The following is a 20,718-nucleotide window of genomic DNA, read 5'->3' as shown; positions in this document are numbered from 1 at the left end:
CTTTTTTATCTCTTACAGAAATGGTAAAGAAGGCATAACTCCCCGAGAAATACTGGCTAAGAAGCCTTTATCTGGTTGTTCTTCTTTATTGATTAAAGGAAGGTCATCCAAATCGCCCAGCAAATACGTATTTTTTGCCTGCCAGTCAATCATCCATATTTTCAACAGTGGATAAGCCAGACCGCCCGTAATCCCGGATATCACCACCAACGCACACATGCGATAAAGCATACCGTGGTACGTTAAAGTTGAGCGAAAACGAATACGCCCATCATTCAGTGATAGGTTGCTCATAAAATGGTTTCGCAACGACACCGTTAAATAACTGGTGCTAACAGCAATCCCAAAATAATAGATTAACTGCGCGATTATCATTTTACGTTGCATTTCCATAAATTGCTGTAAATTCTCAATGTCATCATTTGCATATACAGAACTATCATACGCATTTAATATTTGATCGAAGATAATATAACCAGCAACAGCGAGAAAAGGCAATAAAGCTAAAAATGCGAGAATGGCATATTTTATACAATACGTAGTATCTAATTTCACCTTGAAACGATGTATACCGAAACTGGTATTGCTCCAGAGAAAACTCATTACCAGACTATATAAAGTACCATTAAAAATACCAATGGAAACAATACCAACTATTGCCATCAGAACCATAGATATAATAACACTACTTGAACTATTGGCATGTAGCATCTTTGTCGAGATAAAGAAAACAGTCCCCATCCCAACGGCCATTAAAATCGGCAAGAAAAAGGTCACCCACCAGAACCCTTTCATAGAGCAATTAAAACTAAATCTTACGCCGTTGAGACTGGTCATTAAGGCCTGATGACGCAGTCCTTTTGCTGCCATAAATATAAGCAAAACCAACAGTAACAAAGTCAAAACACAACCAACAAGCGGCATATCTGCTGACACTGTCATTAAGATTGCGAAATAGAAAAAAACAAAAACAAGACAACTAACAAAAACATTCCCACCGGTAATTCCATAAGAAAATCGTTGTCCGTTAACTTCCATATTAGCATAAAGATAACGCTTACATTTCATTAATGCCCATGGTAAATAGATACCTAACGTTATAATCGTTAACAACACATTCACCACACAAATAAGAAAATACCTCTCACCTGTACCATGAAAAACAAACGAATGGGACGGAACATCCATTTCATTAATAACTTGAGCCATAAAAAATCCCTGAATTAAAAAATCCATTGATATAACTTATATATACAGACAGTAAAATGTTCTGCCACGTTACAATACTCTTATCAGTAATAGACTGGCAAAAACTTTATTACTTTATAAGTCGCTTGCGCACGTAAGAAGAGAGTGGTATTAAACAAATGTATAATTACTTTATTTTTATTGGGTTAAACTATGAATAACATTGCGCCGCAATCACCTGTAATGCGTCGCCTGACGCTGCAGGATAATCCTGCTATCGCCCGCGTCATTCGTCAGGTATCCGCCGAATACGGTCTTACCGCTGATAAAGGCTACACCGTCGCCGATCCGAATCTTGACGAGCTGTATCAAGTGTATAGTCAGCCTGGCCATGCATATTGGGTAGTTGAGTACGAGGGTGAAGTGGTCGGCGGCGGTGGGATAGCGCCATTAACCGGGAGTGAGTCGGACATTTGCGAACTGCAAAAGATGTATTTTCTTCCGGCTATCCGCGGCAAAGGGCTGGCAAAAAAACTGGCCTTAATGGCGATGGAGCAGGCGCGAGAGATGGGTTTCAAACGCTGCTATCTGGAAACGACAGCTTTTTTAAAGGAAGCCATTGCGCTTTATGAGCATTTGGGCTTTGAGCATATCGACTATGCGCTTGGCTGCACGGGCCATGTCGATTGTGAAGTGCGGATGTTGCGCGAACTCTAAAAAAATGCCCGCGTGTTCAACTCGCGGGCATTCGAACATTAACAACGTACGTTTTGTTTATGCCGGATGTGACATGAATGCCTTATCCGGGCAACAAATTCACCAGGTTGCAGGAACTACCTGGGCCTGATGCGCTACGCTTAATTAGTGGCGAACTCCGTCATCGTCTTCATCGACAAAATCTTCATCGTCGCCATCTTCGCCGTTAGGATCTTCAAAGTAAGTGCCCCAACCGTCGTACTCAACGTCAAATTTCTCTGCCAGCGTCATCAGTTGTTCAACCTGGGCATCGATCAGATCGGCATTCAACGCGCACTCGCTGAGGATGTCGCAGCAAATCACCACATCACCATCCTCTACTTCCAGTTCTTCCGGATCGGTGACTTCATATCCGAGTTTAAACGCTTCTACCGCTGCTTTCTCCAGCGTTTCAAGGTCGTCTGCGGAAAGATGGTGCTCAATGGTGTACAGCGCATCTGGATCGCTGCCATCTTCCAGTAATTCTTCAATAATTAAACGTGTTTCTTCACGCTGTTCTTCCAGTTGTTCCGGGTTTGCCATGGCTCATTCCTCTTAATGTCCTGCCGATACTCTTATTGTCACACACCACTGACATTGCCTCCACCTTTGTGATAAAGATTTATGCTTTAGACTTGCAAATGAATAACCATACATATAAATTGAATTTTAATTCATTTAGGCGTTAGCCACAGGAGGGATCTATGTCCGGGTTTTATCATAAGCATTTCCTGAAATTACTCGATTTCACGCCAGCTGAACTTAACAGCCTGCTGCAGTTAGCCGCGAAGCTGAAAGCCGATAAGAAAAGCGGTAAAGAAGAAGCCAAACTCACTGGTAAAAACATCGCGCTCATCTTCGAAAAAGACTCGACCCGTACCCGATGCTCTTTCGAAGTTGCCGCATATGACCAGGGTGCTCGCGTTACTTATCTCGGTCCAAGCGGCAGCCAAATTGGTCATAAAGAGTCGATTAAAGACACTGCCCGCGTGCTTGGTCGCATGTATGACGGTATTCAGTATCGCGGCTATGGTCAGGAGATTGTCGAAACACTGGCGGAATACGCTGGCGTGCCGGTATGGAACGGCCTGACCAATGAGTTTCACCCCACGCAGCTGCTGGCGGATCTCCTCACCATGCAGGAGCATTTGCCCGGCAAAGCGTTCAACGAAATGACGCTGGTCTATGCAGGTGACGCACGTAACAACATGGGCAATTCGATGCTCGAAGCTGCAGCGCTTACCGGTCTGGATTTGCGTCTGGTCGCGCCACAGGCGTGCTGGCCAGAAGCTGCGCTGGTTACGGAATGCCGCGCCCTGGCACAACAAAATGGCGGGAATATTACGCTGACGGAAGATGTAGCTAAAGGAGTTGAAGGTGCTGACTTTATCTATACCGATGTATGGGTGTCGATGGGTGAAGCAAAAGAAAAATGGGCTGAACGCATTGCATTACTGCGTGATTATCAGGTGAACAGCAAGATGATGCAGTTGACCGGTAACCCGGAGGTCAAATTCCTCCACTGCCTGCCCGCGTTTCATGACGACCAAACGACGCTTGGCAAAAAAATGGCGGAAGAGTTTGGCCTACATGGCGGAATGGAAGTGACTGATGAGGTCTTCGAATCTCCCGCCAGCATTGTATTTGATCAGGCGGAAAACCGCATGCATACCATCAAAGCGGTGATGGTCGCGACGCTCAGTAAATAATTGACATCTCTATAAAGATGCCGGGAAATACAAAAAATATCCCGGCATCATATTATTTTATGCAGTGTGAGTTCTATCCTTCCACCCCCATTTTTCTATTACTGTTCGTAAATTTTCCGGAGGATTTAATTTTTCTAACTGTTTTTCATTAATATAATTATATATATTGATTTTCCCATCCCGGAGGACTTCCATCATTCTTGTTCTAATTTTTAATTCATTAACCATCTTTTCTTCAAAAATCTTAACGACATAACCCGGAAATTTATTTACAATTTCTTTTGTTTTTTCTTCATCACCATAAACATATCCTAACTCATTAAGATACAGCTGTTCGCCCTCATAACACTTAAGTAATTGATAGAAGTACCACTTAGCAAAATCAGGTTGCTTCATGAAAAAACCCTTCAAAAAAATATCATTTACTAAAATGCTGACAGGCACTTCATTAAATAGCAACTTAACATCATCAAATAACTTTAGTATTAAGCGTGATTTTTCTTGATTGCTTAAGTTAAAATCATTGACATATGCAACCAACTTATCCCAAATCAATTCCTGTAATTTACGGCTATTTTTATAGGGTTCTTTATCGAGATTGAAAAATAAGGTCTCAGCTATTTTAATTTTAGATTGATCGCAGCTAAAATCTTTAGATTGATCGCGGCTAAAATCAATATGATTTATCACAGAGCATGCATGCTTTATCTTTGCAGAATCACCAAAATATTGCATGCTTTTATTAAAACACCAATCCAGTATTCTTACATCATCAATATATGGGGATTTTAAAAAAGTCTCCAGAATCGAATCGATGACCGGTGTAAGGTTAACTTTTGCATCATCTAAGGAATCAATAAGAATATGAGACAGGTTAACTTTGATGTCATTAATTTCATTGTCAGTAGCTTTTTTATTATTAATAATATAATTATTTAATACGTTAAGGTCATCTATTTCTTTCAGTATCCCTTTTTTACCCAGCAAGTATGAAATCGATTCATTACATACATAAGGCATTAATAGCAGATGTTCTTTCCTTATTGCTAATAATGCATTATTCAATGGTTTTTCTAATAAATCCGTAATCGTAGAATCAACTGAACCTTTACAACTCACCTGCGAGTTATTTAAGCCATGAGAATTATTTAACTCCTGCGGAATATTTAATAGACGAGCTATTTCCTTGTTAGCTTCGCGTTGGTAACACGCCAGAATCTTGTTAGTAATCAGGTGTAATGAACTCTCATCTTTTCTTTCAAAGGACTTTCCTTCATAACGATTAGTCGAACCATCAGGTTGTTGAAATATAATAGCCGTATGTCCTTGACGAGTTCCCATAGTAGTGATAGTGGAAAGTGTAATTTCTATTTCCACCTTAGATAAATCCGCTCGTTCCCCTTCAGGATTATTCATAACAAACTTCATTATCTCACTGCCATCATTATTTTTGATATAAGATGAGGACTCAATATGAGCCATCATATTTCTTCCCGCTTCGTTGGAGCGTTTGCTAAAATCCACATAACCCAGGGTAAATATTTTTACCAAAAACTCCAAAAATGTCTTAGGATCAAGGATATTTCTTGTATTATCCTGCCCCTCGGCATTACGGGCAAAATTATTCATTCCAACACGCCAGGTATTTAAAACTTCACTTTTTTGTTTAAAATTGTCGGCTAATGTAATGTGTCGAGAATAATTCAAATCTGATATTTTGCTCATGACGAACTCCTTGAGTTAATAAGAACGTCTAAGCATTACAAATTTTACTCACAAAAAAATATCAAAAAACGCTCTTTTCACAAACTCGCCGTAAACCTGGAGTTATTTACGGCGAAAAGTCATCACGCCATCAGCATCTTCACTACTGCTTTGCGAACCTGGGCTGGCGCGCCCACTGCGCACAGCGGTTTATGCACTTCCCCCGGATAAAACACAACAAAATCACCTTCATTAAGGATAACTTTTTTCTCATCAACGCCTTCCGGCAAAAATGCGATGTCTTTGTCTGCTAACCAGTCGGTATCCGGGGTGCCTGCAGGTTGCGTGCTGAAGGTCATGCCTTCCTGACCTTTTAACACAATCTGAATGTCGAGATAGCGGGCATGGTACTCCGCACGGCGAGGTTCGTACGGCTCGGTCATATCTTCCGAGATAAGATAAAACAGACGATTGCCTTCGATATCGTGCTTGCCCTTGGGCGTTTCTGCCGTAACGTTTGCTTTGATATGCTCAATCGCCTGGCGTAACTCCTGGGGTAGCCACGGCTGAAGATTATGAATATTTCCGATGATCATCTTTTCCACTCCTTAATTAAAACAATGTTTCATTTCTATCGTTATACGAAAAGATGATCAATTCCGCCAGCCTTAACGCGTGAATTATTGTCTTATCACAACTTATCGGCAGGCGCGTTCCCGCCTTTCGGATCAAGGCCAGCATCACTCCTTGAGAAGAGTTTTTATCGCTTCCCCCGCCAGGGCAGCTGTTGCACAGAGTTGTTCGATGGAGTGCCCCTCTCGTGCCTTCGCAGAAAGCCCAGACATCACGGTACTCATAAAATCAGTCACACATTGTGCGCTTTGTGGATGCCGCCTTGCGATATAGTCATAAATGGTTGTTTCTGCGGCGTGATAATATTGAACGGCAATACCACGCGCTTGTGGATCATGACTATGAATACCTTCAAGAACCATACAGCCAGCGCAGCCGCCGTTTTGGCTATATCTGCGCGCCGCTTCTTTTAATACCTCAACCAGGCACTCGCCTACCGGACGATCATCACGAAGAATATCGGCAAGCGGAATAGCTTCCGTACCGACATATTCATTGAGTACACGGCTAAATAACCCAGCCTTACTGCCAAAAGCCGCGTAGAGGCTCGGGGGGTTAATACCAAGATAATCAGTAACTTCAGCAACACTGACAGCATCGAAACCTTTTTGGTGAAAAAGCACTTTTGCCGCAGAGACTGCCTGCTCAGGAGCGAAACGTCTGGGACGACCTGGAACGCGAGATTGTTTTTTAGTGACCATTACAAAACTTGTTGACAGAAAGTTAAAACAGTTTTGTAATGCATGTTACATAATAAATCAAGGAGTCCTTATGGGCGCTTTTACAGGTAAGACAGTTCTCATCCTCGGTGGCAGTCGTGGAATCGGTGCTGCTATCGTACGTCGTTTCGTCACCGATGGGGCCAATGTACGATTCACCTATGCGGGGTCGAAAGATGCCGCTGAACGCCTGGCACAAGAGACGGGAGCGACAGCAGTATTCACAGATAGTGCTGACAGAGACGCTGTCATTGATGTCGTTCGTAAGAGCGGTGCATTGGATATCCTGGTGGTAAATGCAGGTATTGGCGTCTTTGGCGATGCCCTGGAATTAAATGCCGACGATATTGATCGCCTTTTCAAAATCAATATTCATGCTCCTTACCATGCCTCTGTTGAAGCCGCCCGGCAGATGCCCGAAGGCGGGCGCATCTTAATCATCGGCTCCGTGAATGGCGATCGTATGCCTGTTGCAGGCATGGCTGCTTATGCCGCCAGTAAATCTGCCCTGCAAGGTATGGCGCGCGGGCTGGCCCGTGATTTTGGACCGCGTGGGATCACCATCAACGTCGTCCAGCCAGGGCCAATTGATACCGACGCGAATCCCGCCAACGGGCCAATGCGCGATATGTTGCATGGTTTTATGGCTATCAAAAGACATGGGCAACCGGAAGAGGTCGCTGGTATGGTCGCATGGTTAGCAGGGCCAGAAGCCAGTTTTGTTACCGGTGCGATGCATACCATTGATGGCGCGTTTGGCGCATAACCGACTACGCTCAATTAAGCCCAGCCATTATCCATGATGTCTGGGTTTTGTTTACTCACGTCGTCCCCTAAAAGCGGCTCCCGGTAAATATAAATCTTCTGTTCATGTCGTAAATCTTGAGGATAACCAAATGGTAGAAAGAAACGCTGTTTTCCCTGCTGGCCGACATTCACTGTATGCTGAACATCGTTATTCTGCGGCTATCCGTTCCGGCGATTTGCTGTTTGTTTCCGGGCAAGTAGGAAGTCGAGAAGACGGAACACCTGAACCCGATTTTCAGCAACAAGTCAGACTGGCATTTGATAATTTGCATGCGACCCTGGCAGCTGCGGGATGCACTTTTGACGATATCATTGATGTGACGAGCTTTCATACCGATCCGGAAAAACAATTTGAAGACATCATGACAGTCAAAAATGAAATATTTAGCGCCCCACCTTACCCAAATTGGACGGCGGTGGGTGTTACCTGGCTGGCAGGCTTTGATTTTGAAATTAAAGTGATAGCGCGCATCCCTGCGCAGTAAGCAATAGTGTTAGCCGTTCGTTTTCACACTCCGCCCTATAAGTCGGATGAATGGAATAAAATGCATATCTGATTGCGTGAAAGTGAAAAAGAAAAAAGCAGGAAATGTCTGCAATTATTGATACCGAACGACAGTTCTCCTCCAGAATCACATCAAATAAAAATGCATATATTTTGACTTATAATTCAAATAAACCGTTTGCGCAGACAAAATATTGCATCAAATGCTTGCACCGCTTCTGACGATGAGTATAATGCCGGACAATTTGCCGGGAGGATGTATGGTTCAGTGTGTTCGACATTTTGTCTTACCACGTCTGAAAAAAGACGCTGGCCTGCCGTTTTTCTTCCCGTTGATCACCCATTCCCAGCCCCTCAATCGAGGGGCTTTTTTTTGCCCAGGCGTCAGGAGATAAAAGATGGCTAATCCGCTATATCAGAAACATATCATTTCCATAAACGACCTTAGTCGCGATGACCTTAATCTGGTGCTGGCGACAGCGGCGAAACTGAAAGCAAACCCGCAACCAGAGCTGTTGAAGCACAAAGTCATTGCCAGCTGTTTCTTCGAAGCCTCTACCCGTACCCGCCTCTCTTTCGAAACTTCCATGCACCGCCTGGGTGCCAGCGTGGTGGGCTTCTCCGACAGCGCCAATACATCACTGGGTAAAAAGGGCGAAACGCTGGCCGATACCATTTCGGTTATCAGCACTTACGTCGATGCGATAGTGATGCGTCATCCGCAGGAAGGTGCAGCGCGTCTGGCCACCGAGTTTTCCGGCAATGTACCGGTACTGAATGCCGGTGATGGCTCCAACCAACATCCGACACAAACCTTGCTGGACTTATTCACCATTCAGGAAACCCAGGGGCGTCTGGACAATCTCCACGTCGCAATGGTTGGTGACCTGAAATATGGCCGCACCGTTCACTCTCTGACCCAGGCGTTAGCGAAGTTCGACGGCAACCGTTTTTACTTCATCGCGCCGGACGCGCTGGCAATGCCGCAATACATCCTGGATATGCTCGATGAAAAAGGGATCGCCTGGAGTCTGCACAGCTCCATTGAAGAAGTGATGGCGGAAGTGGACATTCTGTATATGACTCGCGTGCAAAAAGAGCGTCTGGACCCGTCCGAATATGCCAACGTGAAAGCACAGTTTGTTCTTCGCGCCAGCGATCTCCACAACGCCAAAGCCAATATGAAAGTGCTGCATCCGCTACCGCGTGTCGATGAGATTGCCACCGATGTTGATAAAACACCGCACGCCTGGTACTTCCAGCAAGCAGGCAACGGAATTTTCGCTCGCCAGGCGTTACTGGCACTGGTTCTGAATCGCGATCTGGTACTGTAAGGGGAAATAGAGATGACACACGATAATAAATTGCAGGTTGAAGCTATTAAACGCGGCACGGTAATTGACCATATCCCCGCCCAGATCGGTTTTAAGCTGTTGAGTCTGTTCAAGCTTACCGAGACAGATCAGCGTATTACCATCGGCCTGAATCTGCCTTCTGGTGAGATGGGGCGTAAAGATCTGATCAAAATCGAAAATACCTTTTTGAGTGAAGATCAGGTAGACCAACTGGCATTGTATGCGCCGCAAGCCACGGTTAACCGTATCGACAACTATGAAGTGGTGGGCAAATCGCGCCCCAGCCTGCCGGAGCACATCGACAATGTGCTGGTCTGCCCGAACAGCAACTGTATCAGCCATGCCGAACCGGTTTCTTCCAGCTTTGCAGTACGAAAACGCGCCAATGACATCGCGCTCAAATGCAAATACTGTGAAAAAGAGTTTTCCCATAATGTGGTGCTGGCCAATTAATTGCGGTTGGTAATAAAAGTCTGGCTCCCTATAATGAGCCAGACTTTTTACCGCTGTAATAAAGGAGAAATCATGAGCAAAACTATCGCGACGGAAAATGCACCGGCAGCTATCGGTCCTTACGTACAGGGCGTTGATCTGGGCAATATGATCATTACCTCCGGTCAGATCCCAGTAAACCCGAAAACCGGCGAAGTACCGGCAGACGTCGCTGCACAGGCACGTCAGTCGCTGGATAACGTAAAAGCGATCGTCGAAGCCGCTGGCCTGAAAGTGGGCGATATCGTTAAAACCACCGTGTTTGTGAAAGATCTGAACGACTTCGCAACCGTAAACGCTACATACGAAGCCTTCTTCACCGAACACAACGCCACCTTCCCGGCGCGTTCTTGCGTTGAAGTTGCCCGTCTGCCGAAAGACGTGAAGATTGAGATCGAAGCGATCGCTGTTCGTCGCTAATCTCTTTCAAAAAGATAATCCAGGTTTCGCGCCTGGATTATCTGATTCAACCACGGAGGGTTGAAGATGGCTAAATCCCGTTTCACAGATAAGCAAATTGCTGAAATTTTACAGCAGTCAAAAGAGGGGGCATCTAATAAGGAGCTTTGTGAACACTATCAATTTAGCGTTAACACGCTGCGGCGCTGGCAAGAACAGCACGCTGACGGCATCAGAAGCGAATTAAAAAAAATAGAATCTAAAGCACAGATCGTCTTTCTGCTTTTCATTGCTATCGTCATTATACTCACGCTTATATTTGGTAAACCTACAGGTGGATGGGCAATACCGCCTTTATTACTCTATTGTGTTTATTATATCCGCCTGTATCGCAACATCTCCGCCAGACATATAAAAAAAGAAGACATTTTTCTCTCTCGTTCTGTTAATAACAGCTATAGCGCCCTTTATAATTTGAGCTGGACGTTTATTTGTTTTTTTATTTTTGCAGTAATCTATTTTTTTATTCAAGTGTTTTCGTAACAGACTGACCTGAAAGAGTATTTCAGGCCAGCTTCATCACTTGCTTACTGCCAGCCGTAACGACGGCTATAGAACCCTTTCACCAGCTGGGTTAACGTCATATACCCTGCCAGAATCGCAACCAGCCACGGGAAATAGCTTAACGGCAGCGCCTGCAGTTGCAGATAACTGGCCAACGGCGAAAACGGCAATGCGATCCCGACTATCATCACAATCACGGTCATGATCATTAACGGCCACGATGCACAGCTCTGAATAAACGGTACACGACGGGTACGGATCATATGCACAATCAGCGTTTGCGACAGTAAGCCCACCACAAACCAGCCCGACTGGAACAGCGTTTGCGTTTCCGGCGTGTTGGCATGGAATACCCACCACATCAGGCAAAACGTCAGAATATCGAAGATCGAACTGATCGGTCCGAAGAAGATCATAAAGCGCCCCAAATCCGCCGGATTCCAACGCTGCGGCTTTTGAATTTGCTCGTCGTCGACGTTATCAAACGGGATCGCCACCTGTGACACATCGTACAGCAGGTTCTGGATCAGTAAGTGTAAAGGCAGCATCGGCAGGAAGGGCAAGAAAGCACTCGCCACCAGCACGCTGAACACATTACCGAAGTTAGAACTCGCCGTCATTTTTATGTATTTCAGCATGTTGGCGAAAGTCCGGCGTCCTTCAATAACCCCCTCCTCCAGCACCATCAGGCTTTTTTCCAGCAGGATGATATCAGCCGCTTCACGGGCAATATCTACCGCACCGTCCACAGAAATGCCGATATCCGCAGCGCGTAAGGCGGGCGCATCATTAATACCATCGCCCATAAAGCCAACCACATGCCCTTCGCGCTTTAGCAAGGTCACGATGCGTTCTTTATGCATCGGCGTCAGGCGAGCAAACAGCGTGGTGCGCTGTGCAAGATTTGCCAGTTCGTCGTCAGATAGCGTTTCAATATCACTACCAATGACCACCTCTCCCGCGTCCAGTCCCACTTCATGGCACACTTTCGCCGCCACTAACTCGCTGTCGCCAGTAAGGATTTTCACGGTAATGCCACTCGCTTTTAATGCCTTCAGTGCCGGAGCTGTTGTCTCTTTCGGCGGATCAAGGAAAGCAATATATCCTTCGAGGATCAGGTCGGATTCATCCGCCCGCTGGTAATCCCCTTCACGTGCTGGCAGGTATCTCGTCGCCACCGCAACCACGCGCAGCCCCTGACGATTCAGCGTATCAGTAACGCGCTTAATCTTACGCAGTATGATGTCATCAAGCGGCACAATCTCACCATTGTGACGCACCTGCGAACACACATTGAGGATTTCCTGCAATGCGCCTTTGCAAACCAGTTGATGATGTTCGGTATTCTCTGCCACTACCACCGACATCCGGCGACGCTCGAAATCAAACGGAATCTCATCAATTTTTTGCCAACGACTGGCCAGCGAGCGCGCTGACTCTTCATCCGTACCTTCGAGCACCGCTGTATCAAGCAGGTTTTTAAGTCCGGTCTGATAATGACTGTTCAACCACGCGCTATGCAGCACGCGTTCGCTGGTTTTACCGGAGATATCGGTATGATTCTCCAGCACAATTTTATCCTGCGTCAGGGTGCCGGTTTTATCAGTGCACAGAATATCCATAGCGCCAAAGTTCTGAATGGCATCCAGATGTTTGACGATCACTTTCTGTTTCGACAGCTTTACGGCACCACGCGCCAGCGTCGAAGTGACAATCATCGGCAACATTTCTGGCGTTAAGCCTACCGCGACCGAAAGTGCGAACAGTGCCGCTTCCCACCAGTCACCTTTGGTGTAACCGTTGATCAGCAACACCACCGGAGCCATCACCAGCATAAAGCGAATCAGCAGCATACTGACGCGGCTAATCCCTTGCTGAAAGGCATTCGGCTCGCTTTCCTGCTCACTAACACGCCCCGCCAGTTGACCAAACCAGGTGTTGGCTCCTGTAGCAATCACCATTGCTTGTGCCGTGCCGCTTACCACGGTGGTGCCCATAAAACACAGGGTGTCGCACTCCAGCGGATTGCTGTGCTCCGGCTGGCGAGTGGTAGCAGCTTTTTCCACGGGCAGAGACTCACCGGTTAACGACGCCTGAGCGACAAACAGATCCCGCGCCTGCAAGATACGTAAATCTGCCGGGATCATATCCCCCGCCGCCAGTTTTATAATATCGCCGGGCACCAGCTGGTCGATCGGGATCTCCAGCCAGCCATTTTCGCCTTTGTCGTTAATTACGCGCAGCACCGTCGCGGTATTGCTGACCATCGCTTTCAGGGCATCTGCCGCTTTGGTGGAACGAGCTTCCTGAATAAAGTTCAGCAACGTAGAAATAGCGACCATTAGCGCGATAACACCTGCGGCAAATAAATCTTCCGTGGCGTAAGAAATAGCACCGAGAATGGTGAGCAAAATATTAAAGGGGTTGCGATAGCAGACCCATAAATGCACCCACCACGGCGACGGTTGTTGCGCGGGTAATTTATTTTCACCATGTTGTTCGCGGGCAGATTCCACTTCCGCCTGATTTAACCCTTCCGGATGGGTATTGAACGTTTTCCATAATTCCTGTTCTGGCATCACTGCCATTTTCAGGCAATGCGCACTTAAGGACGGCGGGACCGCCGTATTCACTGTCTGCTGCGCGCCAGGCAATGGATCGCGATGAACCAGACGGGAAGGTAAATGGCGAATGAGCCGGGTAAAAATTTCTTTAAACATAAGGAGTCCCTCCGCACTGTCTGAAACAGTGCAGAAATGTCTTCAGGCGTGGCGAAGCCTTACCTGAAGGTAATAAAGCTGAGCTGGGACGTTAAAACGTCACGGCCTTACGCATCCGGTAACGCCGTGAAAAGACGGGCTTACCGGAAAAGTTTTAATCTCCGTCGAGGGAGAGGCGTGGGATCAGGTTCCATATAACCTCCGGTAAGTGAAAAAAGCGCCGCAAATAATAAGGAGAATCCAATAATATTCGTGGCATTTATGGCGATATAATACCTACTGGCAACTAAACCAACGATAAACCAGACTTTACCCATTGCTGAATGCACGGGTAAAGTTAGGCTCAAATAATGAAACGCAATTACGGGACAACAGGATGCAAAATCGGCTGACCATCAAAGACATCGCGCGCTTAAGCGGCGTGGGGAAATCTACGGTTTCCCGAGTGCTGAATAACGAAAGCGGCGTGAGTCAGCGCACGCGCGAGCGCGTGGAAGCAGTGATGAATCAGCATGGATTTTCCCCTTCCCGCTCCGCACGCGCTATGCGTGGGCAAAGCGACAAAGTCGTCGCCATCATCGTGACCCGTCTGGATTCGTTGTCAGAAAATCTCGCCGTCCAAACCATGCTGCCAGCGTTCTATGAACAAGGTTACGACCCGATCATGATGGAAAGTCAGTTTTCTCCGCAATTAGTTGCCGAACATTTGGGGGTGCTGAAACGGCGTAATATCGACGGCGTAGTGCTGTTCGGTTTTACCGGCATAACCGAAGACATGTTAGCCCACTGGCAGTCATCGCTGGTTCTGCTGGCGCGTGACGCAAAAGGCTTTGCTTCGGTCTGTTATGACGACGAAGGGGCAATCAAAATCCTGATGCAACGGCTGTATGACCAGGGACATCGTAATATCAGTTATCTCGGCGTGCCGCATAGTGACGTGACGACCGGTAAGCGACGTCACGAAGCCTACCTGGTGTTCTGCAAAGCGCATAAACTGCATCCCGTTGCCGCTCTGCCAGGCCTTGCGATGAAGCAAGGCTATGAGAACGTAGCAAAAGTGATTACGCCTGAAACTACCGCGTTACTGTGCGCAACCGACACGCTGGCACTTGGCGCAAGTAAATACCTGCAAGAGCAACGCATCGACACCTTGCAACTGGCGAGCGTCGGTAATACGCCGTTAATGAAATTCCTCCATCCGGAGATCGTCACCGTTGACCCAGGTTACGCCGAAGCTGGACGCCAGGCGGCCTGCCAGTTGATCGCGCAGGTAACCGGGCGCAGCGAACCGCAACAAATCATCATCCCCGCCACCCTGTCCTGATCGTTTCCTGAACGATAAATTGTGATCTTCGCTGCGTTTCGGGAACGTTCCCGTTTTTAAATTTTTCCGCGCACTATATTCTGCAGCCAACCAAAAATGTCATCTGCCATGGGGCTTTATGATGAGCAAAATAAACCAAACGGATATCGATCGGTTGATTGAACTGGTCGGCGGGCGCGGCAACATTGCGACGGTGAGCCACTGTATTACTCGCCTGCGCTTTGTCCTCAACCAACCGGCCAATGCCAGACCGAAAGAAATTGAGCAACTCCCCATGGTGAAAGGCTGTTTCACCAATGCCGGGCAATTTCAGGTGGTAATTGGCACCAACGTGGGTGATTACTATCAAGCGCTGATAGCGACGACCGGACAGGCGCAGGTTGATAAAGAGCAGGTGAAAAAAGCCGCCCGGCAGAATATGAAATGGCATGAGCAGTTGATCTCTCATTTCGCGGAGATCTTCTTCCCGCTGCTGCCCGCGTTGATTAGTGGTGGTTTGATCCTCGGTTTTCGCAATGTGATCGGCGATTTGCCCATGAGCAACGGTCAAACGCTGGCGCAAATATACCCTTCCCTGCAAACGATCTACGATTTTCTATGGTTGATCGGTGAAGCGATCTTCTTCTACCTGCCGGTCGGAATTTGCTGGTCAGCGGTGAAAAAAATGGGCGGCACGCCGATCCTCGGTATCGTGCTTGGCGTGACGCTGGTTTCCCCACAGTTGATGAACGCTTATCTGCTCGGGCAGCAGCTGCCGGAAGTATGGAACTTTGGCATGTTCAGCATCGCCAAAGTGGGCTATCAGGCACAGGTTATTCCGGCATTGTTAGCCGGGCTGGCGCTGGGCGTGATAGAAACTCGCCTTAAGCGTATCGTGCCGGATTACCTCTATCTGGTGGTGGTGCCGGTCTGTTCGCTGATCCTCGCGGTCTTCCTCGCCCATGCGCTGATCGGTCCGTTTGGTCGCATGATTGGCGATGGCGTTGCCTTTGCGGTGCGTCACCTGATGACCGGCAGCTTTGCCCCCATTGGTGCGGCATTGTTTGGCTTCCTTTACGCACCGCTGGTGATCACCGGCGTACACCAGACCACGCTTGCTATAGATTTGCAGATGATTCAAAGCATGGGTGGCACGCCAGTATGGCCGCTTATTGCGCTGTCGAATATCGCTCAGGGCTCCGCCGTGATAGGCATTATCATTTCCAGCCGCAAGAGCAATGAACGCGAGATCTCCGTACCTGCCGCTATCTCCGCCTGGCTTGGGGTCACTGAGCCTGCAATGTACGGCATCAACCTGAAATATCGCTTCCCGATGCTGTGCGCGATGATTGGTTCTGGTCTGGCTGGATTGCTATGTGGTCTGAACGGCGTTATGGCGAATGGCATCGGCGTAGGCGGCCTGCCGGGAATTCTCTCTATTCAACCGAGCTATTGGCAAGTGTTTGCGCTGGCAATGGCTATCGCCATCATCATCCCGATTGTACTCACCTCATTTATCTACCAGCGGAAATACCGCCTGGGTACGCTGGACATTGTTTAATTTTCTTCGGGGCGCAATTGCGCCCCCTCGCATTTGCAGGAATAACGTAATGACGAATCTTCCCCACTGGTGGCAAAACGGCGTTATCTACCAGATTTATCCCAAGAGTTTTCAGGACACCACGGGCAGCGGCACCGGCGATTTACGTGGCGTTATCCAACGCCTGGACTATCTGCATAAACTGGGCGTCGATGCTATCTGGCTAACCCCCTTTTATGTCTCTCCCCAGGTCGATAACGGATACGACGTAGCGAACTATACGGCGATAGATCCCACTTACGGTACGCTGGACGATTTTGACGAAATGGTGACGCAGGCGAAATCGCGCGGCATTCGTATCATTCTCGATATGGTGTTTAATCATACTTCTACCCAACATGCCTGGTTTCGTGAGGCGCTGAGCAAAGAAAGCCCTTACCGCCAGTTTTATATCTGGCGCGATGGTGAACCAGAAACGCCACCGAATAACTGGCGTTCAAAATTTGGCGGTAGTGCGTGGCGCTGGCATGCGGAAAGCGAACAGTACTATTTGCATCTCTTTGCACCAGAACAGGCGGATCTCAACTGGGAGAATTCGGCGGTACGCGCCGAGCTGAAAAAAGTCTGTGAGTTCTGGGCCGATCGCGGGGTCGACGGGTTACGCCTGGATGTAGTGAATTTGATCTCTAAAGATCTGCGTTTTCCTAATGACCTGGATGGCGATGGGCGTCGCTTCTACACCGACGGGCCACGAGCACACGAGTTTTTGCATGAGATGAACCGCGATGTGTTTACGCCTCGCGGTTTAATGACCGTGGGTGAAATGTCCTCCACCAGCCTTGAGCATTGCCAGCGATACGCGGCACTAACAGGCAGTGAATTGTCGATGACCTTTAATTTTCATCACCTGAAGGTCGATTATCCCGGTGGTGAAAAATGGACGCTGGCTAAACCTGACTTTGTGGGGTTGAAAGCATTGTTCCGCCACTGGCAACAAGGAATGCACAACGTGGCATGGAATGCCTTGTTCTGGTGTAACCACGATCAGCCGCGCATTGTTTCTCGTTTTGGTGATGAAGGGGACTACCGCGAACCTGCGGCAAAAATGCTGGCGATGGTGCTGCATGGCATGCAGGGAACGCCATATATCTATCAGGGCGAAGAGATTGGCATGACTAACCCACATTTCACGCGCATTACTGACTATCGCGACGTGGAGAGCCTCAATATGTTTGCCGAACTGCGCAACGATGGGCGTGACGCCGAGGAGTTATTGGCAATCCTCGCCAGTAAATCCCGTGACAATAGTCGCACGCCAATGCAATGGAGCAACGGCGATAATGCCGGGTTTACAACGGGTGAACCGTGGATTGGCCTGGGCGATAACTATCAAGAAATCAACGTAGAAGCCGCGCTGGCCGATGAGTCCTCGGTGTTTTACACCTACCAAAAGTTAATCGCACTGCGTAAGCAAGAAGCCGTCCTGACATGGGGCAATTACCAGGATCTGCTGCCAGACAGCCCTGTATTGTGGTGCTATCGCCGTGAATGGAAGGGGCAAACCTTGCTGGTCATTGCCAACCTTAGCCGTGAGACCCAACCCTGGCAGCCAGGGCAAATGCGCGGCAACTGGCAGTTGCTGGTGCATAACTACGAAGAAGCCTCAGCACAACCCTGTGCCATGACTTTACGGCCTTTTGAGGCCGTCTGGTGGTTACAGAAGTAAGTATCCGCTAAGCCCCGGTAATACTGGTCATTCCGGGGTTTTGCCTTTCAGCATGTTGTTTTTGTTGATTTTATAATCAAAAAATTCATTAAAAAATTTACATAACGCTGTAGCGCCCGTCATCCGTACGCTCTGCTTTTTACTTTGAGCTACATCAAAAAAAGTTCAAACATCCTTGATGCAAAGCACTATATATAGACTTTAAAATGCGTCCCGACCCAATATGTTGTATTAATCGACTATAATTGCTACTACAACTCCCCACGAAAAAGGTGCGGCGTTGTGGATAAGCGGATGGCGATTGCGGAAAGCGCCGGAAAACGAAACGAAAAAACCGGAAAACACCTTTCCCAATTTCTGTGGATAACCTGTTCTTAAAAATATGGAGCGATCATGACACCGCATGTGATGAAACGAGACGGCTGCAAAGTGCCGTTTAAATCAGAGCGCATCAAAGAAGCGATTCTGCGTGCAGCTAAAGCAGCGGAAGTCGATGATGCAGATTATTGCGCCACTGTTGCCGCGGTTGTCAGCGAGCAGATGCAGGGCCGCAGCCAGGTGGATATCAACGAGATCCAGACCGCCGTTGAAAACCAGCTGATGTCGGGTCCATACAAACAACTGGCTCGTGCTTACATCGAGTACCGTCACGATCGCGACATTGAACGTGAAAAACGCGGTCGCCTGAATCAGGAGATCCGTGGTCTGGTCGAGCAGACCAACGCCTCGTTGCTCAACGAAAACGCCAACAAAGACAGCAAGGTGATTCCAACCCAGCGCGACCTGCTGGCCGGGATTGTGGCTAAACACTATGCACGTCAGCACCTGCTGCCGCGTGACGTGGTGCAGGCGCATGAGCGTGGCGATATTCACTATCACGATCTCGATTACTCGCCGTTCTTCCCGATGTTCAACTGCATGTTGATCGACCTGAAAGGTATGCTGACCCAGGGCTTTAAGATGGGGAACGCCGAGATTGAACCACCGAAGTCGATCTCTACGGCAACCGCGGTAACTGCGCAGATTATTGCTCAGGTCGCCAGTCATATTTATGGCGGCACCACCATTAACCGTATCGATGAAGTGCTGGCACCGTTTGTCACCGCCAGCTACAACAAACACCGCAAGACCGCAGAAGAGTGGAATATCCCGGACGCCGAAGGTTACGCTAACTCTCGTACCATCAAAGAGTGCTACGATGCCTTCCAGTCGCTGGAGTACGAAGTAAACACCCTGCACACCGCCAACGGTCAAACACCGTTTGTGACCTTTGGTTTTGGTCTGGGCACCAGCTGGGAGTCTCGCCTGATTCAGGAGTCTATCCTGCGTAACCGTATCGCGGGCCTCGGTAAAAACCGCAAAACTGCGGTGTTCCCGAAACTGGTGTTTGCGATTCGCGATGGCCTGAACCATAAAAAAGGCGATCCGAACTACGACATCAAACAGCTGGCGCTGGAGTGCGCAAGCAAGCGCATGTATCCGGATATCCTGAACTACGATCAGGTAGTGAAAGTCACCGGTTCGTTTAAAACCCCGATGGGCTGCCGTAGCTTCCTCGGCGTGTGGGAAAATGAAAACGGCGAACAGATCCACGATGGTCGTAACAACCTCGGCGTGATCAGCCTGAACCTGCCGCGCATTGCTCTGGAAGCGAAAGGCGATGAAGCCACCTTCTGGAAGCTGCTGGATGAACGTCTGGTGCTGGCACGTAAGGCGCTGATGACCCGTATCGCTCGTCTCGAAGGCGTTAAAGCGCGCGTGGCCCCGATCCTCTATATGGAAGGTGCTTGTGGCGTTCGTCTGAATGCTGACGACGACGTTTCTGAAATCTTCAAAAACGGTCGTGCGTCTATTTCGCTGGGTTACATCGGCATCCACGAAACCATTAACGCGCTGTTTGGCGGCGAGCATGTGTATGACAACGAGCAGCTGCGCGCGAAAGGTATCGCCATTGTTGAACGTCTGCGTCAGGCGGTGGATCAGTGGAAAGAAGAAACGGGTTACGGTTTTAGCCTTTACAGCACGCCAAGTGAAAACCTGTGCGACCGCTTCTGCCGTCTCGATACCGCAGAGTTTGGCGTGGTGCCGGGCGTGACTGATAAAGGTTACTACACCAACAGTTTCCACCTCGATGTGGAGAAGAAGGTGAACCCGTACGACAAGATCGACTTTGAAGCGCCTTACCCGCCGCTGGCGAACGGTGGCTTCATTTGCTACGGCGAATATCCAAACATTCAGCACAACCTGAAGGCGCTGGAAGATGTCTGGGATTACAGCTATCAGCATGTACCGTATTACGGCACCAATACGCCGATTGATGAGTGTTACGAGTGTGGTTTTACCGGTGAGTTTGAGTGCACCAGTAAAGGCTTCACCTGCCCGAAATGCGGTAACCATGACGCCTCCCGTGTGTCGGTGACTCGCCGCGTGTGCGGATATTTAGGTAGCCCGGATGCGCGTCCGTTTAACGCTGGTAAGCAGGAAGAAGTTAAGCGCCGCGTTAAACATTTGGGAAATGGGCAGATCGGTTAATCTTCACTCTGCGCTAAGCAAATGCCGGATGCGGCGTAAACGCCTTATCCGGCCTACATTTGGCAACGGCTGTAGGCCTGATAAGAC

Annotated in this window: 20 protein-coding genes; 13 read left to right on the top strand and 7 right to left on the bottom strand. The window is 48.3% G+C overall.

Annotated features, from left to right (window positions below):
• Window positions 1-12 precede the first annotated feature (12 nt).
• On the bottom strand, window positions 13-1,209 hold the full coding sequence (locus QUE74_RS26140; protein ID WP_000079650.1) for a YjgN family protein: 1,197 nt from the start codon (window positions 1,207-1,209) through the stop codon (window positions 13-15).
• Between the two features lie 192 nt (window positions 1,210-1,401).
• On the opposite strand from QUE74_RS26140, the gene QUE74_RS26135 reads away from it, so the two are divergent.
• Window positions 1,402-1,905, top strand: a complete 504-nt coding sequence (locus QUE74_RS26135) for a GNAT family N-acetyltransferase (protein ID WP_001059402.1) — start codon at window positions 1,402-1,404, stop codon at window positions 1,903-1,905.
• A gap of 144 nt (window positions 1,906-2,049) precedes the next feature.
• Here the strand turns inward: QUE74_RS26135 and rraB are convergent, their stop codons facing one another.
• Complete coding sequence (gene rraB / locus QUE74_RS26130; RefSeq protein ID WP_000002959.1) at window positions 2,050-2,466, bottom strand: ribonuclease E inhibitor RraB; 417 nt, start codon at window positions 2,464-2,466, stop codon at window positions 2,050-2,052.
• 161 nt (window positions 2,467-2,627) lie between these two features.
• Here rraB and argF point away from each other — a divergent pair, with 161 nt between their 5' ends.
• Window positions 2,628-3,632, top strand: a complete 1,005-nt coding sequence (gene argF / locus QUE74_RS26125; protein WP_000012912.1) for an ornithine carbamoyltransferase — start codon at window positions 2,628-2,630, stop codon at window positions 3,630-3,632.
• A gap of 57 nt (window positions 3,633-3,689) precedes the next feature.
• On the opposite strand, the gene QUE74_RS26120 is transcribed toward argF, so the two are convergent.
• The 3 genes from QUE74_RS26120 to QUE74_RS26110 all read right to left on the bottom strand — a co-directional run bounded on the left by QUE74_RS26120 (window position 3,690) and on the right by QUE74_RS26110 (window position 6,670).
• Window positions 3,690-5,357 carry a DNA-binding protein gene (locus tag QUE74_RS26120; RefSeq protein ID WP_000036518.1) on the bottom strand — a complete coding sequence of 556 codons (1,668 nt, stop codon included), beginning with the start codon at window positions 5,355-5,357 and terminating at the stop codon, window positions 3,690-3,692.
• A 122-nt stretch (window positions 5,358-5,479) separates the two neighbouring features.
• Window positions 5,480-5,932, bottom strand: coding sequence for a toxin-antitoxin biofilm protein TabA (gene tabA, locus QUE74_RS26115; protein ID WP_286331877.1), 453 nt, complete (start codon window positions 5,930-5,932; stop codon window positions 5,480-5,482).
• Between the two features lie 144 nt (window positions 5,933-6,076).
• Window positions 6,077-6,670 carry a TetR/AcrR family transcriptional regulator gene (locus QUE74_RS26110; protein ID WP_000256677.1) on the bottom strand — a complete coding sequence of 198 codons (594 nt, stop codon included), beginning with the start codon at window positions 6,668-6,670 and terminating at the stop codon, window positions 6,077-6,079.
• A 70-nt stretch (window positions 6,671-6,740) separates the two neighbouring features.
• Here QUE74_RS26110 and bdcA point away from each other — a divergent pair, with 70 nt between their 5' ends.
• From bdcA to QUE74_RS26075, 7 genes are all read left to right on the top strand, one after another.
• Entirely contained in the window at window positions 6,741-7,454 is a 714-nt protein-coding gene (gene bdcA, locus QUE74_RS26105) for an SDR family oxidoreductase (protein WP_000500711.1), read from the top strand.
• Window positions 7,455-7,584: 130 nt separating this feature from the next.
• A complete protein-coding gene (locus QUE74_RS26100) occupies window positions 7,585-7,980 on the top strand; it encodes a RidA family protein (RefSeq protein ID WP_000230254.1) in 396 nt (131 codons plus the stop codon).
• Between the two features lie 280 nt (window positions 7,981-8,260).
• Window positions 8,261-8,395 carry a pyr operon leader peptide gene (gene pyrL / locus QUE74_RS26095; protein ID WP_001296693.1) on the top strand — a complete coding sequence of 45 codons (135 nt, stop codon included), beginning with the start codon at window positions 8,261-8,263 and terminating at the stop codon, window positions 8,393-8,395.
• Between the two features lie 3 nt (window positions 8,396-8,398).
• Window positions 8,399-9,334 carry an aspartate carbamoyltransferase gene (pyrB, locus tag QUE74_RS26090; RefSeq protein ID WP_000013046.1) on the top strand — a complete coding sequence of 312 codons (936 nt, stop codon included), beginning with the start codon at window positions 8,399-8,401 and terminating at the stop codon, window positions 9,332-9,334.
• Window positions 9,335-9,346: 12 nt separating this feature from the next.
• Complete coding sequence (gene pyrI, locus QUE74_RS26085) at window positions 9,347-9,808, top strand: aspartate carbamoyltransferase regulatory subunit (RefSeq protein WP_000148577.1); 462 nt, start codon at window positions 9,347-9,349, stop codon at window positions 9,806-9,808.
• A gap of 72 nt (window positions 9,809-9,880) precedes the next feature.
• Window positions 9,881-10,267 (top strand): 2-iminobutanoate/2-iminopropanoate deaminase, encoded by a 387-nt coding sequence (ridA, locus tag QUE74_RS26080; protein ID WP_000047539.1) that lies wholly within the window; start codon window positions 9,881-9,883, stop codon window positions 10,265-10,267.
• A 66-nt stretch (window positions 10,268-10,333) separates the two neighbouring features.
• The gene (locus QUE74_RS26075; protein WP_001130088.1) at window positions 10,334-10,789 is read left to right on the top strand and encodes a transposase; all 456 of its coding nucleotides are present in this window, start codon (window positions 10,334-10,336) and stop codon (window positions 10,787-10,789) included.
• 44 nt (window positions 10,790-10,833) lie between these two features.
• Here QUE74_RS26075 and mgtA read toward each other — a convergent pair whose 3' ends face one another.
• Window positions 10,834-13,530: a magnesium-translocating P-type ATPase gene (mgtA, locus tag QUE74_RS26070; RefSeq protein WP_000471877.1), complete on the bottom strand. Its 2,697-nt coding sequence runs from the start codon at window positions 13,528-13,530 to the stop codon at window positions 10,834-10,836.
• Between the two features lie 140 nt (window positions 13,531-13,670).
• Window positions 13,671-13,724, bottom strand: a complete 54-nt coding sequence (gene mgtL / locus QUE74_RS26065) for a mgtA regulatory leader peptide MgtL (protein WP_001387276.1) — start codon at window positions 13,722-13,724, stop codon at window positions 13,671-13,673.
• Between the two features lie 125 nt (window positions 13,725-13,849).
• Here mgtL and treR point away from each other — a divergent pair, with 125 nt between their 5' ends.
• The 4 genes from treR (at window position 13,850) to nrdD (ending at window position 20,631) form a co-directional block, all read left to right on the top strand.
• A complete protein-coding gene (gene treR / locus QUE74_RS26060) occupies window positions 13,850-14,854 on the top strand; it encodes a trehalose operon repressor TreR (protein ID WP_274540867.1) in 1,005 nt (334 codons plus the stop codon).
• A 118-nt stretch (window positions 14,855-14,972) separates the two neighbouring features.
• Window positions 14,973-16,394: a PTS trehalose transporter subunit IIBC gene (gene treB, locus QUE74_RS26055; RefSeq protein WP_001355108.1), complete on the top strand. Its 1,422-nt coding sequence runs from the start codon at window positions 14,973-14,975 to the stop codon at window positions 16,392-16,394.
• Window positions 16,395-16,443: 49 nt separating this feature from the next.
• Window positions 16,444-18,099, top strand: a complete 1,656-nt coding sequence (gene treC, locus QUE74_RS26050; RefSeq protein WP_001355107.1) for an alpha,alpha-phosphotrehalase — start codon at window positions 16,444-16,446, stop codon at window positions 18,097-18,099.
• 393 nt (window positions 18,100-18,492) lie between these two features.
• Window positions 18,493-20,631: an anaerobic ribonucleoside-triphosphate reductase gene (gene nrdD / locus QUE74_RS26045; RefSeq protein ID WP_000187805.1), complete on the top strand. Its 2,139-nt coding sequence runs from the start codon at window positions 18,493-18,495 to the stop codon at window positions 20,629-20,631.
• Window positions 20,632-20,718 lie beyond the last annotated feature (87 nt).

It is taken from the genome of Escherichia sp. 10290 (genome assembly GCF_030295155.1).
GTDB lineage: Bacteria > Pseudomonadota > Gammaproteobacteria > Enterobacterales > Enterobacteriaceae > Escherichia > Escherichia coli_F.
Note: the sequence above shows the minus strand (reverse complement) of the source record. Positions and strands in the feature narration are given on the sequence as shown.

Excerpts from the sequence above, each read along its gene's own strand:
- QUE74_RS26140 (WP_000079650.1), bottom strand. The coding sequence starts at position 1,209 with ATGGCTCAAGTTATTAATGAAATGGATGTTCCGTCCCATTCGTTTGTT.
- QUE74_RS26135 (WP_001059402.1), top strand. The coding sequence starts at position 1,402 with ATGAATAACATTGCGCCGCAATCACCTGTAATGCGTCGCCTGACGCTG.
- rraB (WP_000002959.1), bottom strand. The coding sequence starts at position 2,466 with ATGGCAAACCCGGAACAACTGGAAGAACAGCGTGAAGAAACACGTTTA.
- argF (WP_000012912.1), top strand. The coding sequence starts at position 2,628 with ATGTCCGGGTTTTATCATAAGCATTTCCTGAAATTACTCGATTTCACG.
- QUE74_RS26120 (WP_000036518.1), bottom strand. The coding sequence starts at position 5,357 with ATGAGCAAAATATCAGATTTGAATTATTCTCGACACATTACATTAGCC.
- tabA (WP_286331877.1), bottom strand. The coding sequence starts at position 5,932 with ATGATCATCGGAAATATTCATAATCTTCAGCCGTGGCTACCCCAGGAG.
- QUE74_RS26110 (WP_000256677.1), bottom strand. The coding sequence starts at position 6,670 with ATGGTCACTAAAAAACAATCTCGCGTTCCAGGTCGTCCCAGACGTTTC.
- bdcA (WP_000500711.1), top strand. The coding sequence starts at position 6,741 with ATGGGCGCTTTTACAGGTAAGACAGTTCTCATCCTCGGTGGCAGTCGT.
- QUE74_RS26100 (WP_000230254.1), top strand. The coding sequence starts at position 7,585 with ATGGTAGAAAGAAACGCTGTTTTCCCTGCTGGCCGACATTCACTGTAT.
- pyrL (WP_001296693.1), top strand. The coding sequence starts at position 8,261 with ATGGTTCAGTGTGTTCGACATTTTGTCTTACCACGTCTGAAAAAAGAC.
- pyrB (WP_000013046.1), top strand. The coding sequence starts at position 8,399 with ATGGCTAATCCGCTATATCAGAAACATATCATTTCCATAAACGACCTT.
- pyrI (WP_000148577.1), top strand. The coding sequence starts at position 9,347 with ATGACACACGATAATAAATTGCAGGTTGAAGCTATTAAACGCGGCACG.
- ridA (WP_000047539.1), top strand. The coding sequence starts at position 9,881 with ATGAGCAAAACTATCGCGACGGAAAATGCACCGGCAGCTATCGGTCCT.
- QUE74_RS26075 (WP_001130088.1), top strand. The coding sequence starts at position 10,334 with ATGGCTAAATCCCGTTTCACAGATAAGCAAATTGCTGAAATTTTACAG.
- mgtA (WP_000471877.1), bottom strand. The coding sequence starts at position 13,530 with ATGTTTAAAGAAATTTTTACCCGGCTCATTCGCCATTTACCTTCCCGT.
- treB (WP_001355108.1), top strand. The coding sequence starts at position 14,973 with ATGATGAGCAAAATAAACCAAACGGATATCGATCGGTTGATTGAACTG.
- treC (WP_001355107.1), top strand. The coding sequence starts at position 16,444 with ATGACGAATCTTCCCCACTGGTGGCAAAACGGCGTTATCTACCAGATT.
- nrdD (WP_000187805.1), top strand. The coding sequence starts at position 18,493 with ATGACACCGCATGTGATGAAACGAGACGGCTGCAAAGTGCCGTTTAAA.